Here is a 14,471-nt window from a genome sequence, read left to right on the forward strand (position 1 = left end):
GAAACGACGGCCGACGCCCGTTACTCGGAGATTCCGTAGGTGTCGCCGGACCAATCGCGCGCGGGGAAGTCGTAGACGACCTTCTCGCGTTCGATGGCGCCGATGCGCTCTTTATCCTCCTCGTCCAGCGACCACTCGAACAGGTCCAGATTCGACCGGACGTGGTCGGGCGAGGAGGACTTCGGCAGGACGACCACGTCGTTCTCGACGGCCCACTTCAGGATTATCTGCGGGGGTGACTTCTCGTAGTCCTCGGCTATCTCCTGGACCGTCTCGTCTTCGAACACCTCCGTCCGTCCGAGGGGGGCGGCGGCCTCGACGACGGTGTCCGTCTCGCGACAGTGTTCCACCACGTCGTCCTGCGTGTTCCACGGGTGGTACTCTATCTGGTTGACCGCGATGGGCACATCGGAGACGTGCTGGGCGCAACTGAGTTGGTAGGCGCTGAAGTTCGAGACGCCGACGTTCTTCACCTTCCCCTCCTCGTGGAGCGTCGCCATCGCGTTCAGCGTCTCGCGGAGCGAGATAGCCGGGTTGGGCCAGTGGATCAAGTAGAGGTCGAGGTAGTCGGTACCCAACCGTTCGAGCGACTGCCGGCAGGAGTCCAGCACCGACTCGTAGTCGAGGTTCTTCGCCAGTACCTTCGAGGTGAGAAATACGTCCTCGCGGTCGTAGTCGGCGAGGGCGTCGCCGATCTCCGATTCGTTACGGTACCCCTCGGCGGTGTCGACGTGACCGTACCCGGCGTCCAGTCCCGCCCGGACGGAGTCGCGCACGGTGTCGCCGTCGATGTCCCACGTGCCGATGCCGACCATCGGCAGTTCGTCACCGCTCGGGAGCGTCGTCGTCGGTGGTGTCATCGACCCGTCGTTCTCGGTGTCGCCCCAAAGCAGTTCGGTTCACAGCGACCCGCGGGGGGTTACCCTCGCCGTTCAGGCGTCGACGTCGTCGCGTTCTTGGAGCGTGACGGTCTTCTCGCCGTCGATGGGCGTCCCATCCGTCGAGTACACCAGCGCGAGTTCCCGCTCTTCGAACTCCTCCCGGAACTCCTCCCACGAGATGTCCTTCATCTCCTCGTCGTCGTCGCGGAAGCCGATTCGCAGGAGTCCTGCGCCCTCCGATTCGGACTGCGCCGCGTGGCCCGGGTAGCCGCCGCGGCCCTCGACGACGCTCTGGGCCGTCCACGGGTCGTCCGTGTGCTCGACGTCCGATTCGGCCGTGTTCGGGTCGGCGCCGTTCTCGCTATCGTCGGATGCCATAGTCACCCTCCCCTCCGTCCGCCGCCGGAAAAGAAGCTACGGCAGATACGACCCGCCGGGTTTCGACCGCCCGTTCCTGTCTCCGAAATAGGACAATATATTACACTAACACGAGGGAGACGAAGATATGTCCCTCCAACGGGGCGCTGGCGTTCTCGGATTGGTTCTCTTAGTCGTCCTCGGCGGTTGCCTCGGCGGCGGCGGGACGCCGGGACAGGGTGCCACCGCGAGCACCGACGCGGAGACGGGCGCGCCGACCCCATCGTCGACGCGGACGACGGGTGGACCGTCCGACGGAACCCCGACGATGGGGGAGATTCCGACGCCGAACGACCGGACCGAGGAAGTGCTCGAAGAGATACGGCGGACCCAGGCCGACATCGAGAGCTATCGGGCGACGGTGACCGAACGGACGGTGACGCAACTGTCGAACGGGAGCGAACTCACCCGCGAACGGACGTGGTACGTCTGGGTGAAGTACACCGACGAGGGCGTCCTCGCGCGCGTCGAGACGCCGCGGCGGGACGACCCGTCTGGGGAGCGACGGGCGTACGTCCGAAATCGGACGGCGAGCGTCACCTACGACCCCGCGCAGGACGAGTACCTGATCGACCGGAACGGCGGTGCCGCCGACGCCGACGAACCCGTCAACCTCCACCCGCACCTCCGCTCCGACGGCGACGAATACAACCTCTACGAGGCGCCGGCATCGGTCATCAGAGCGGAGAACGCCGTCTCCTACGAGGGCACCGAGACGGTCGGCGGAGAGGAGGCGTACGTGATTCACCTCGACGGCAACCCCAACGGCGGCAACCGCGCGTACTACGACGCCCAGACGCTCTGGGTCGACATCGACACCGGGTTGGTGCTGCGACAGACGGCGCAGAAACCGCACCTCGACTCGATGCCGAACGTCTCGGTGAGCGACGTCCGGAACCCGGAGGAGAACAGTCCGTTCAACGACTCCGACGACGGCCCGAACACCGTGTATTTCGGCGACAAGACCATAACGACCACGTACACGAACGTGAGCGTCGACGTCCCCGACGACGCCTTCGGCCCGAAGATTCCCGCGGGTGCGGACGTCGAGAACGTGACCGACGAGCGGGCGTGAACGAGCCGAGGAGAAAACTCTCCGACAATAATGTCTGCTATACAAAACTTTCTTGGATAGAGTTATGTTAGATAACCGTATATACTTCGAACGTGCACGATCTCACTGGCTTTCAGCGCGACCTGCTCGTCGTCGTCGCCGGCCTCGACGAACCGCACGGACTCGCCATCAAAGACGAACTCGAATCGTACTACGAGAAGAAGATCCACCACGGCCGACTCTATCCGAACCTCGACACGTTGGTCGAGAAAGGGTTAGTCGAGAAGGGGACGGTCGACCGGCGGACGAACTCCTACACCACCACGCGGCGCGGGCGGCGCGAACTCGACGCTCGACAGGAGTGGGAGGGGCGGTACCTGAGCGAGTAGCGTCCGCCCGCCGCGGTCCCTCCGACGCGCTTCCGGTCTCGACGAGGCCGTTACGCTCCCAGCACCTGCCGGGGGTTCTCGTAGACGACCTGCCGGATGGTGTCGACATCAAGTCCCATCCGATACAGCTCGAATATCGTCCGCTTGAACGAGAAGACGTCGCTGCGGAGGATGCCGGCGCTGTCCGTCTCTACGAGGATGCGCTCCGGTCCGTACTCGTGGACGACTTCGGCGACGTCGCGGGGCGTCACCCCGAGCAGCCACGGATAGCTCACGGTGAAACTCAGATAGCAGTCGGTGTTCTCCAGCACGTAGGGCGCGATTCCCCGGTCGGCGTGCGATAACACCAGTTTGTCGTCGTCGAGGCCGGCCTCCTCGGCCAGTTCGACGTCGAGTTCCGTCGCCGCCCGCTTGACGTCCTCCGCTTCGAGGACCGGGTCCTGCTGGAGGCTCATGTCGAGTTCGTAGCCCGGGATGGTCCCCCGCTTCCGGTACGGAATGTCCACGTTTTCGAGGTCCGGCGGCGTGTGGACGACGGCGGGCAAACCGTGGTCCGCGGCCACCTCCATCTGCCGGCGCATGACCTCCTTTTGGTCTTCGAGCGGCCACGCCGAGACGTGCTGGGAGGCGGTGATACCGATTTCGCCGACTGCGGCGACTTCGTCCAGCGCGCAGTAGTCGGGCAGCACGTCCAGCAGTTCCTCGTAGTTCTCGACGCGCGCCCCGGTGTGGATGCCGACGCCGAGTTTCGCGTCGAACACGTGCGAGCGCCGTATCTGCGGGAGGCGATTGAGCGCGTCGTCCCACAGATACCGCACGTCCTCGGGCGCCACCGGCTTGTAGGGGGTCCAGTAGTACGCCGCCGCCATCATCACCATCCCCTGACAGCCGCTCAGCGCGAACTGCTCCCGCTCGTTCCACGAGAGCGTGTGCGCGTGGTTGTGGATATCTATCCACGGGACGTTCGTCAACTCCGGCGGGAACGGTTCGGGGGCCTCCCCGGTCAGGAACTCTGCGTCGGTCGGTCGCTTCGTCGGGTAGTGGGTGTCCATCGTCTGTCTCGTATCGGGGTGTCGGGACTCGCGTCGGAATCGGTGGCAGTCGGGGGCGCTGCGAAGGGGTCGACGGGGGACGGCCCCGTCAGTCGAGCGTGATGTCGGGGAGTTGCTCGTCGATGTAGTCGATGTCGACGTCGAGCCAATCGGGAACCCGGAGGTTCTGCCCCAGTTCGTCGACGTCCTCGTCGAGCGTCACGCCCGGCCCGGTGGTCGCGAACTCGAACACCGCTCCGCCGGGTTCGGTGAAGTACATCGACCAGAAGTAATCGCGGTCCTTCCGAGAGGTCGTTATCAGCCCCTCCTCGCGGAATCGGTTGCTCCACTCCTTTTGCTCCCACTTCTCGCCGGCGTCGAAGGCGACGTGGAGGAACGTGCCGGTCCCCATGACGCCCTGCGGGGCGTTCGGCCGGATGAGCACGTCGACGAACTCCGCGCTCCTCCCCTCGCCGGGCGCCTGGTATCGAACTCGGTCGCCCGCCTGCGGGTAGTCCTGCCGTCCGACGCGCGTCCAGTCCATCGTCTCCAACGCGCGGAACGTGCCGGCGGGGTCGTTCGAGTGGACCGTCACGCTGTGCAGGCCGCGAATCGCGTGTTCGGTCGGGACGTCGCTCCCGTCCCAGGGTTCGATGTCCGACTCGCCGGTGACGAGCTCGAAGGGAGTGCCGTCCCGGTCGGTGAACTCGATGGCCGTCTCGTCGAACCGCTCGGTGACGGCGTGTTCGATGCCGTGGTCCTCGAACCGGTCCGTCCAGTAGTCGACCGACTCCTCGGGGATGACCAGCCCGCACCCGCTGAGTCCGCCCTTGCCGATGGAGCCCTCCTCCATGTCCTCGATGGGGAAGAACGTGACAATCGACCCCGCAGAGCCCTCCTCGTCCCCGTAGTAGAGGTGGTATATCTTCTCCGGAATGTCGAAGCGGACGGTCCGTTTGACGAACCGTAGCCCGAGTACCTCCCTGAAGAAGTCCAGATTCTCCTGTGCGTCGCTCGCGAACGCCGTCACGTGATGGATACCGTCAATCTCTCCCATGATAGTTCGTTTTTGACCAAGCGGTAAACTATCAAGTCGCTACTGCTACCGGAGATTGTTGACGGTTTTCCCTGTGGAATGAGGCGCGGTGTTGTCGGCACGCTCTGATTGGCGCACACTGCGCGCGAGGCGCATCGTCAGTGTCCGACGGAGGAGCGCACGCGCACCGCAGATGGAGGCGTCGAACGGGGTCCGTTCGTTCGTCCGATCGTCCGGCCGGCGTGAAGGGGTCCGTAAATCGAGCCGATTTACCGTCCGGTCAACCGACGGGTCCGGAGAGATTCGGCAGGAGAACGAAGGCGTCACCGACGCGAGAAACGGGCGTTTTCCGCGCCTATTCGTTCGACTCGCCGGTCTTCCGTCGCGAGGAGACGACGAACTCCGGTTCGAGCAGCGACGCGAGAACGAACTGGTGGACGCTCCGTCGCGCCTGCTTGGGGGCGTCCTCGTGACCGAGCGAGATTCGCCGCGCGCGGGCGGCGTGGATGCTGTCGGTGATGAACTGCGCCGTCTCCTCGGCGTCGACCGGTCGGAAGGCGTTCTCCTCGATGCCGCGTTCGATCACCCGCGTGATGCTGTCGCGGATGGCGGCGTAGTGGTCGTTGAACACCTCGCGGTGCCGTTCGTTGTGCTGCGCCTGCGAGAATAGTTCGTGGTACACCTTCATCCGCTCCCAGTGTCCGAAGTCGCTGTCGAACTCGGGGCCGAACAGGCACTGGTCGATTCGCGCGTTCAGTTCCGTCAGCGGGTCGGCGTCCTCGTCGACGCTCACGCTCCCCTCGTACTGTTCGATCACGTACTCCAGAAACGCCGAGATGAGGTCGTGCTTTCCGTCGTAGTGGTAGTGGATGAGCGTTCGACTCATCTCAAACTCCTCGCCGATGTCCCGCATCCGGAGGTCGTTGTATCCGTGCTTGCTGAGCGCTCGAAACGTCGCCTCCATGATGGCCTCTCTCGTCTCCGCAGAAGAACCGGTTCCGACCGACGAGTCCATGCGTCCACGTTCGACGGCGGAGGTCTTATACTCGCGGACTCGCTCGCCGCTCAGAATCCGATGTGAGAGGATGAACTGGGTCCGTCGCCCCCGCCGATGCCGCCCTCGTGCAGGTAGGTATAGTTGTCGTCGACGAGGTAGACGCTCCCGCCTTCGACCGCGATATCGACGTCGGGGAGCGTCGTCCCGGCGGCTTCCCCGTTGTCGCACGCGCCCGAGCAGGCGTCGAACATCGACCCGTGCCGCGGGCAGATTATCTGCCCGTCCCGCATGGCGGCCCCGGACCCCCGGTCCAGCCGTTGGTCCTCGTGCGTGCAGTTGTTCACCCACGCCTCGACGCCCGGGTCCTCCTCGCACCGCACGAGGATGACCTCCCATTCGTTGGTGAAGGCGTCCTCCGCGGTGAACAGGTACGATCCGACTTCGGGGACGTCGTCGACGCCCGCGATTCGCGTTCCGTCCATCGACGCCACGTACTCGACAGACGGGCAAGTAGTCGTCGCCGCGCGACCGTCGAAGGTTCGCCGAACCGGATTTCTGCGTAGCACTCTGGAGCTGAGAAACGCGGTCGGAGACGGCCATCTGGCGATAATACGCCTCTCATTGCTCCACTGATACGGCATCTGCCAGTACCGCGCTTCCGCTTGCGGGACCGTTATCACCGACGGCGACATTCGCTCGAACATGAACCGACGCGAGGCCGATGACGGGGCCGCGGGACGCGTCGCCGGACAGACGGTCCGACACGGAACGGGCGTGAACTCGAACCGCGCATTCCCGACCGACAACTACCCCTCGAACCTCGACCCGTTCGTCCTGTTCGAGCGGTTCTACGTCGACCCCGAGACGGGGTTTCCCATGCATCCGCATCGCGGGTTCGAAATCGTCTCCTACATGCTCGACGGCGGCATGGCGCACGAGGATTCCCTCGGCGTCTCCCACACCGCCCGGGAGGGAAGCGCGATGCACATCGTCGCCGGGTCGGGCATCGAACACGCCGAACTCCCGGCCGACGACGCGGGGTGCAGCGGTCTCCAACTCTGGGTGAACCTCCCGCGCGAGAAGAAGGATGCGGACGCGACGTACGCGGACGCCGCGGCCGACGAACTCCCGACGGCCGACCGGGACGGGGCGACGGTCACGACGGTCGTCGGCGAGGGGTCGCCGCTGTCCCTCGAGACGCCGATGGAGTACCTCGACGTCCGCGTCGACGACGCGTGGACGTGGGACGGACCCGACGGCCGGACGGGGTTCGTCTACGGCATCTCCGGGACGGGAACGGTCGACGGCGAGGCGTTCGGCGAGGGCGACGTGTTCCCGATGACCGAGACGCGACCGGTCGAACTCCGGAGCGAGGAGGCCCTCCGCGTCGTCGTCGTCTCCGGCCGACCGCACGGTGAACCGATCCGACAGCGCGGCCCGTTCGTGCTCTGACCGGCCGGCCCTCGCGCTCACTCGACCTCGACCCGCTCGAACACCTCTCTACCGATGAACAACGATTCACGACGTGAACAGCGGTCGGGTCTCAGCGACCGCCGGTGTCGGGTAGGGGACAGGAGTCGGCCGCCGTCACGTTCGTCGCGTCGGCGCCGACGACGGGTTCGCCCGAACAACTGATCCTCGTGTCCTCGAACCGCCCGGCGCCGTCTTCGAACACGACGCCGTGCTGTCCGTCGGCGTCCAACTTCAGACAGCAGGCGTCGAACACCGTCCCGCCGCGACCGCGGACGCGGACCGCCGCGCCCCTGGACCCGCCGTAACCCGTAACCGAGACGTTCGAGAACGTGATGTGGGTGTCGTCCCACTGGATGTCCGGCGATCCGACGCTGATGACCTGACCGACGTCCGACGAGGTGACGCGGATCCGCGTGTCTCTGACGACGGCGGCGCCGACGCTGTTCCCCACCACGACGGCCCCGGAGGCGCGCCCCGCCTCCATGTTGATGTCGCAGTCCTCGACCAGTAGTCCCGTCCGGTTGGTCAGCCAGATGCCGCGGGCGTTGACGACGGGGTCGGGTTCGCTGCCCGACCGCGGCATGATGTCATACCCGCGGGAGTCCCACGTATCCCCCGACGGGTTGCGTTCGTTGACGATAGTGACCTCCTTCACCGAGGACCCCGTCGTCCCGATGCGCACGTTGGCGATGTTGTTGTTCTTGTAGACGCCGCCGAGAACGTGCACCTCGCCGTCGCCGCGGTCGTTCGTCTCCGTTCCATTGTAGGAGCCGACGTAGCCGGGAGAGGACGCGTAGAGGCCGTTGTCCGACCAGTTCCACACCTCGCAGTCGACCACGTTCAGGCGGCCGGTGTGAGAGTCGGCGACGAAGATGCCGTGCGACGACGAGTCGTAGCCGCTCCCGTCGCGGGCGTAGAACCGCTCTACCGTCCCGACGCCGTCGGGGTCATCGACGGCGACGGCCAACCCGTCCACCGAGTCGGGGGCGATGCCCCGGACGCGGACGTCCTGGATGTGGAAGTCGCCGTCGGGGGGCATGACCCGAAGCGATCCGCCGTACCCCTCCTGGGTGAAGTCGAACTCGAACCCCGAGACGACGTGGTCGCCGCCGGTCTTCAACAGCAGCGTCCAGTCCTCCGAGTCGGCGGTGGGTTCGGCCGGGACGAACACCGGGTTGGCGCCGTCGGCGGCGACGAGGCCGACGTTGTCGGACCGAATCCAGCAGGAGTCGATGAGATACCGGCCCGTCGGGAACTCGACGCGGGTTCCGGGGTCGACCGCCGCCAACGCGTCGTCGACGACGGTTCCCTCGTCGGGATCCAATCCGAGGTCTGCGACGGCGTCGACGGTGCGCTCGAAGCTGATGCTGTGGCGCGTCATGTCCCCTCCGGGTCCGGCGTTCTGCGGTTCACGTCTCCGAGAGACTCGCCCCTCCCGTAGTTGTTCGGGCCGTTTAGACGGTCGTTGGATGACGGCGTCCGACTCTCGATTTCCACCTCGAACACTTTTCCCTCATTAGTATTTCGAAATGTGCATAGAAAGTATTTGTCTATTCGATATACAGAATTGAATTCCGAAACTGGCGAATATAATTCCGAGTACACATCCATATCCTACAAATATAGACCGGCATAGGTGCAAATAAGTCTGTCCATGAGGTACGAGTGTCTGAAATCGAAAAAGATATTTGAAAAGGTCACAGGAGGTCGTTTTCGACCGATTTCGCGGTGCTGACGACGAGGCCGGTGATGTCCTCTTCGAGCGTCTTCCCGGACATCCGGTCGGTCGGGCCGGAGACGCTCACGGCGGCGACGGCGCGCTGTCGACTGTCGGTGACCGGTGAAGCGACGCTCCGCCACCCCGTCGCGCTCTCCTCGCGGTCGAACGCCACCCGTCGGTCTCGAATCGACCCGAGTTCTCGGCGCAGGCGTTCGCCGTCGGTGATGGTGTTCTCGGTGACGGCTTCGAGGCCGGCGGCGACCACTCGGTCGACCTCCTCGGCGGGACGGTAGGCGAGTATCGTCTTGCCGGCCGCGTTCGCGTGCAACGGAACGGCGTCGCCCTCGCTCAGCGGCGGGGTAAGCGCGTCGTCTCCACGAGTCTGCGCGACGACGACGCCGCGACCCGACTCGTAGACGAGGAGCGACGCTACGCACCCCGACACGTCCGCGAGTTGCTCGACGGCCGGCAGCGCCACCTCGTAGACGCGGAAGCGCTCGCGCGCCGCGACTGCGAACTTCAAGAGCCCCAACCCGAGGTAGTAGTCGTCTCCTTCCCGCGCGAGAAGTCCGAGCGCGGTGAGCGTCTGCAGGTGCTTGTGGACGGCGCTCTTCGAGAGGTCCAACCGGCGCGCGAGTTCGGAGACGCCGACGCCGCGCGCTCCCATCACCGCCCGCAGCACCCGAACGCTCGTGTGCGTCGCCTTCACCGGGTACTCGTCGTTCACAGACTCGCCTCCCCGCTGCCATCGTTTTTGGCGGTTTCGGTGGTCCCATCAGGTCGTTTCGGCTGCCGTTCTCTATGAGTGAACATACCTCGAATCACGCCCAATCGATGTTATAGCTTTCGGCTGAGGGGGCGTCCGCGGACGCGCAACGCCTCTGTACGCCGAGTTCGCCCCTTGAGGAACTCTCTTCACACCGATGTGACGAGTCTTTCTCTCTCCGGCGCCGCTACTCGGGTACGGTACGGATATCGGCCACGAAACATTACAGAGATAGATTTGTAACGTACATCTTCGTTTCCGAGTTTCGCTGTGGTTTCATCGAGTTTGAAGCGGAGTTTCGGACACGCGCTGATCGAGATAGGTGGCCGTACTCATCGTTAACCATCGGTGAACGCGGCGCGGGATGCTGAGCGATTGCTCCGCCCACGAGGACCACGGTAAAGCGCTGAACTTCCTAAACGTTCGCTATAGATGCCGGAACGCCGAACGGAGAGGCGGCCACCGGTCGTTTCCCATTAGGAAACGGTCGGGGACCGTCGCGTCTCCTTCTCGATGCGCTTCGCCGCGGAGATGGTCAGTCCTACGACGTCTTCTTCTAACCGTTTCCCGGACATGCGCTGGACGGTGCCCGTCACGCTCACCGCTCCGACGGGCGTCCCGTCGTCGCGCAGAACGGGAGATGCCACGGACTGGCACCCGCGAACGTACTCCTCGCGGTCGAAGGATGCGCGCTTGTCACGTATCGATTGCAGTTCTCGGTCGAGCGCCGACCGGTCGGTGATGGTCTTGTCGGTGCACGCCGGTAGTCCCGTCCGGTCGAGTATCTCTTCGCGCGTCGCCCCGTCGAGATTAGCGAGTATGGCCTTCCCGTCCGACGTCGCGTGTAGGGGGACGATCTCCCCTTCGGTCCGCTTCGCGGGGGCCGACTCGGATGGGTCGGCCCGACAGGCGTAGACGGCCCGGTCGTTCTCCCGGACGGAGAAGTAAGCGGCGTGTCCCGTCGTCTCCGCCAGTCGAGCGACGACCGGTTCGACGATGTCGTACGGGAGACGTTCGCGCGCCCGCGTCCCGAGCGTCAGAAAGCGGAGGCTCAGATGGTATCGGTCCCCTCGACGGACGAGATAGCCGAGTCGGGAGAGCGTCTGAACGTGTTTGTAGACGCCGCTCTTCGAGATGCCTACGTCACGGGCCAGTTCGCTGATACCGGCGTCTCCGTTCCTCCGAACGGCCTCGATGATGGCGAAACAGGTCGTTGTCGATTTGATCTCGGTTCGTGCCACGGCATCTCACCCGACGAAGGGGGTGGTCAAAAGTCGTTCGCCGACGGTGACCGACAGCAACCCACCGGAAACTCTCGGGCGAGAAGATAGAATCGCGGCCGACCGTCTTCGTTCTCCGATAGTTAACGGTCGGCTTCGGGAGTTCGGGTCAGTACCGCCTCCGGATCGACGCGCCGTCGGTGGAGAACGGTCGGAACGCGAACGTGAACGCCGCCGGTTCCGGTTCGACGCGGTAGCGTTCGAGCGTCGCCGGACCGCAACTGCCGGACCCGAGACCGCAGTGGGCGGCGTTGAGCGTCACGTGGACGGCGTCTCGACGAGGGAGTTCGTTCCGGTGGGTGGCCGCCTCGAGATCCGCGGTGTCGTAGCGGTGCGCGGAGAAATCGAACGACTCGCCGCCGGCGACTTGGAGACCGACGCCGCCGTCGTCGGCGAACGTGACCCAACGGGTGTCGGTTCGGTTGCCGTTCTCCTGCGGAGCGACGTACGGGGTGTGGAGGTCGTCGACGGACGCCGCGTACCGGCCGAGAAGCGCGGCTTCCTTGCTGTCGGCGTAGGACTCCCCCGGACCGCGACCGTACCACGCCGCGCGGTCGAACTCGTCGCCGAGCGTCAGATCCACCCCGAGGCGCGGAAGCGACGGGAGCGAAGAGAGGTCGCCCTCGGGGTCGAGGCGCGTCTCGACGGTGACCGTGCCGTTGCTCTCTATCGCGTACTCCTGGTCGACACCGAAGCCGTGCTCGAATATCGGCGGCGCGAGTCGGCCCTCGACGGAGACGGTCACGCGGTCGTCGCTCGCCTCGTACTCGACGCCGTCGGTTCGGAACCGGAGGCTGTCGAGGCCGTGTTCGCGCCACAGTTGCGCGAAGCCGACGGTCCGGACGTCGTTCGCGTCGAGCGTTGCCCCCGCCTCGTGACGCCTCACCATCGTCGTGAGGAACGTCCGGGAGAGGGGGAGGCCGCGGTCGTTGTCGGTCGGCGCGCGCCACATCCCGACGCGCGGACCGTCTTCGAGGAGTTCGCGGCCGCGGTAAACGAACGAGTCGACGACGCCGTGCGTCTCGTCGAAGACGAGTTCGAACCGCGCGTTCGAGACGACGAGTCCCTCCTCGGTCTCCTCACACGTCAGCGGCGACGCCGCCTCGGGAACGGGCAGCGACGGGGCGGCGTCTCGTCCGTCCGACGAGCCCCCCCCGCTTAGTTCGAACTCGCCCGTCGAGACCACGTGGCCGCGTTCGGCCCACAGCGTCTCCGCGGCGAGGGAAGCGACTAGCGTGAGGACGAGTTCGCCGTCGGCGTCGCTCGAATCGACGTCGACGGGGACCCGGACCGACGCGCTGTCGCCCGGTTCGACGGAGGGGAGTTCGAGCGACCCGCTGTCGACGACGGCACCGTCGGCGGCGAGGCGCCACCCCGCGTCGAGGTGGTCCAGCGACCGGAAGTCGTAGCGGTTCTCGACGGTCACCTCCCCTCGGTCGGCGTCGTACTCCCCGAAGACGGCCGGTTCGACGACCTTCTTGTACTCGACCAGTCCGGGAGAGGGCTCCCTGTCGGGGAACACCAGACCGTTGATGTTGAAGTTCGCGTCGTTCGGTTCGTCGCCGAAGTCGCCGCCGTAGGCGAACCACTCCTCCCCGTTCTCGTCGACTCGTCGTAGCCCCTGGTCGATCCAGTCCCAGACGAATCCGCCCTGCAGGCGGTCGTGTTCGTAGAAGAGGTCCCAGTAGTCGCGCAGGCTTCCCGGACCGTTGCCCATCGCGTGGGCGTACTCGCAGGGGATGACCGGGTGTTCCGGGTCTTCCTCCTCGGCCCACGCCGCCAGTTCGTCGAGCGTCGGGTACATCGGACCGACCGTGTCGACGACCTCCTGCTCGAAGTCCTCCTCGTAGTGAATCGGTCGCGTCGGGTCGCGTTCGCGGGTGATTTCGGCCATGGTTCGGTGGTGCTCGCCGAACCCGGACTCGTTGCCCAGCGACCAGATGACGACGCTCGGGTGGTTCTTGTCGCGTTCGAGCATCCGCACCATCCGCTCGACGTAGGCGTCCTCCCACTCGGGGTCGTCGCTGATGTGGTAGGACGACTCGGCGAACTCCATCCCGTGACACTCGATATCCGTCTCGTCCAGGACGTACAGGCCGTACTCGTCGCAGAGGTCGTAAAACCGGCTGTCGTTGGGGTAGTGCGCCGTGCGGACGGCGTTGAGGTTGTGCCGCTTCATCATCTCGACGTCCTCGCGCATCGTCTCGACCGGCACCGCGCGGCCCCGGTCGGGGTGGAAGTCGTGGCGGTTGACCCCACGAATCGTCACCGCCTCGCCGTTCACCAGCAGTCGTCCGTCCGCAATCTCCACCTCGCGGAATCCGACCGTCTGCGCGGCGACGGCCGACTCGCCGTCCGCCCCGACCGAGAGAACGAGGCGGTAGCAGTTCGGCGTCTCGGCGGTCCACTTCGCGGGGTCCGACACGTCCGCTTCGAGGTCGACGGTCGCCGACTCGTCCGCACCGACCTCGACCGAGTCGGCCAGTTCGAGGACGGATTCGCCGTCCGGGTCGACCAGTTCCGCGCTCACGTCGGCGGTAGCGGGCGACTCGCCGGCGTTGCGGACGTCGACGGCGGCGGTGAGGCGCGCGTCCTCGTACTCGTCGTCGAGTTCCGTCCGCACGTCCACGTCCGCGGCGTGGACGGCGGGAAGCGCGTAGGCGTACACTTCCCGGAAGATGCCGCTCAGCCACCACATGTCCTGGTCTTCGAGGTAGCTTCCGTTCGACCACTTGTACACTCGGACGGCGAGGGTGTTCTCGCCGGGGGTCAGTTCGTCGCTCACGTCGAACTCCGCGGGTAGGCGAGCGCCCTCGCTGTATCCCACCTCCTCGCCGTTCACCCAGAGGTGGAACGCGGAGTCGACTCCCTCGAAGTGGAGGCGGAGTCGCCGGCCGTCCCACGACTCGGGAACCTCGAACGTCCGCCGGTAGGACGCGGTCGGGTTCTCCGTCGGGACGTTCGGCGGGTCCAGCGGGAACGGGTAGACGACGTTCGTGTAGTGGGGTCGCCCGTACCCCTCAGTCTGCCAGTTCGACGGCACGTCGATACCGTCCCACCCGCTCGCATCGAACGACGGGTCCTGAAAGCCCGACGGCGCGTCGGCGGGCGTCTCCGACAGTTCGAACGACCACCGTCCGTTCAGCGAGGCGACCCACGGGGACCGACCTCGGGACCCATCGGCCGCGCTCTCGGCGTCGTCGTACGGAAGCAGGTCGGCGTGCGGGGCGAGTCGATTTCGGCCGGTTACGCCTAGCTCTCGCCAGTCTTCGGACATCGTGTCGGTCACAACAGAACCGGCCGAGAAGATTCTTTCGGTGACCCTCACGAACTATTTCGATAGACGATGGCGGAGTGGTCCCGGCGAAACGGCGGGGACGAACGGTGGATGTGTGAACGCAGCCCAAACGAAGCCAGTCACGAACGA

At 65.6% G+C, this 14,471-nt stretch carries 13 protein-coding genes; 3 read left to right on the top strand and 10 right to left on the bottom strand.

The genetic code is table 11. The features are described 5' to 3' along the window. Positions 1 to 20 precede the first annotated feature (20 nt). Both C474_RS15050 and C474_RS15055 read right to left on the bottom strand, forming a co-directional pair. Positions 21 to 860 (bottom strand): aldo/keto reductase, encoded by an 840-nt coding sequence (locus C474_RS15050; RefSeq protein ID WP_008388320.1) that lies wholly within the window; start codon positions 858 to 860, stop codon positions 21 to 23. Positions 861 to 932: 72 nt separating this feature from the next. Next, positions 933 to 1,259, bottom strand: a complete 327-nt coding sequence (locus C474_RS15055; RefSeq protein WP_008388321.1) for a hypothetical protein — start codon at positions 1,257 to 1,259, stop codon at positions 933 to 935. 127 nt (positions 1,260 to 1,386) lie between these two features. Between C474_RS15055 and C474_RS15060 the strand changes: the two genes are divergently transcribed. Continuing rightward, positions 1,387 to 2,373, top strand: coding sequence for a LolA family protein (locus C474_RS15060; RefSeq protein ID WP_008388322.1), 987 nt, complete (start codon positions 1,387 to 1,389; stop codon positions 2,371 to 2,373). A gap of 92 nt (positions 2,374 to 2,465) precedes the next feature. Continuing rightward, entirely contained in the window at positions 2,466 to 2,741 is a 276-nt protein-coding gene (locus C474_RS15065; protein ID WP_008388323.1) for a PadR family transcriptional regulator, read from the top strand. Between the two features lie 50 nt (positions 2,742 to 2,791). Here C474_RS15065 and C474_RS15070 read toward each other — a convergent pair whose 3' ends face one another. The 4 genes from C474_RS15070 to C474_RS15085 all read right to left on the bottom strand — a co-directional run bounded on the left by C474_RS15070 (position 2,792) and on the right by C474_RS15085 (position 6,287). Then, positions 2,792 to 3,793, bottom strand: coding sequence for a TatD family hydrolase (locus tag C474_RS15070; RefSeq protein WP_008388324.1), 1,002 nt, complete (start codon positions 3,791 to 3,793; stop codon positions 2,792 to 2,794). An 88-nt stretch (positions 3,794 to 3,881) separates the two neighbouring features. Beyond that, positions 3,882 to 4,829, bottom strand: a complete 948-nt coding sequence (locus C474_RS15075) for a VOC family protein (protein ID WP_008388325.1) — start codon at positions 4,827 to 4,829, stop codon at positions 3,882 to 3,884. A 334-nt stretch (positions 4,830 to 5,163) separates the two neighbouring features. After that, positions 5,164 to 5,823, bottom strand: coding sequence for a TetR/AcrR family transcriptional regulator (locus tag C474_RS15080; RefSeq protein WP_008388326.1), 660 nt, complete (start codon positions 5,821 to 5,823; stop codon positions 5,164 to 5,166). A gap of 50 nt (positions 5,824 to 5,873) precedes the next feature. Beyond that, complete coding sequence (locus tag C474_RS15085; protein ID WP_008388327.1) at positions 5,874 to 6,287, bottom strand: Rieske (2Fe-2S) protein; 414 nt, start codon at positions 6,285 to 6,287, stop codon at positions 5,874 to 5,876. A gap of 220 nt (positions 6,288 to 6,507) precedes the next feature. Here C474_RS15085 and C474_RS15090 point away from each other — a divergent pair, with 220 nt between their 5' ends. After that, positions 6,508 to 7,257 carry a pirin family protein gene (locus C474_RS15090; RefSeq protein ID WP_008388328.1) on the top strand — a complete coding sequence of 250 codons (750 nt, stop codon included), beginning with the start codon at positions 6,508 to 6,510 and terminating at the stop codon, positions 7,255 to 7,257. 91 nt (positions 7,258 to 7,348) lie between these two features. Here C474_RS15090 and C474_RS15095 read toward each other — a convergent pair whose 3' ends face one another. The 4 genes from C474_RS15095 to C474_RS15110 form a co-directional block, all read right to left on the bottom strand. Beyond that, entirely contained in the window at positions 7,349 to 8,659 is a 1,311-nt protein-coding gene (locus C474_RS15095) for a hypothetical protein (RefSeq protein ID WP_008388330.1), read from the bottom strand. A 316-nt stretch (positions 8,660 to 8,975) separates the two neighbouring features. Beyond that, entirely contained in the window at positions 8,976 to 9,725 is a 750-nt protein-coding gene (locus C474_RS15100; protein ID WP_008388332.1) for an IclR family transcriptional regulator, read from the bottom strand. A gap of 515 nt (positions 9,726 to 10,240) precedes the next feature. Continuing rightward, positions 10,241 to 11,005: an IclR family transcriptional regulator gene (locus tag C474_RS15105; protein WP_008388335.1), complete on the bottom strand. Its 765-nt coding sequence runs from the start codon at positions 11,003 to 11,005 to the stop codon at positions 10,241 to 10,243. A 148-nt stretch (positions 11,006 to 11,153) separates the two neighbouring features. Further along, a complete protein-coding gene (locus C474_RS15110; RefSeq protein ID WP_049917065.1) occupies positions 11,154 to 14,321 on the bottom strand; it encodes a glycoside hydrolase family 2 TIM barrel-domain containing protein in 3,168 nt (1,055 codons plus the stop codon). Positions 14,322 to 14,471 lie beyond the last annotated feature (150 nt).

The organism is Halogeometricum pallidum JCM 14848 (assembly GCF_000337095.1).
In the GTDB taxonomy this organism is placed as follows: Archaea; Halobacteriota; Halobacteria; order Halobacteriales; family Haloferacaceae; genus Halogeometricum; species Halogeometricum pallidum.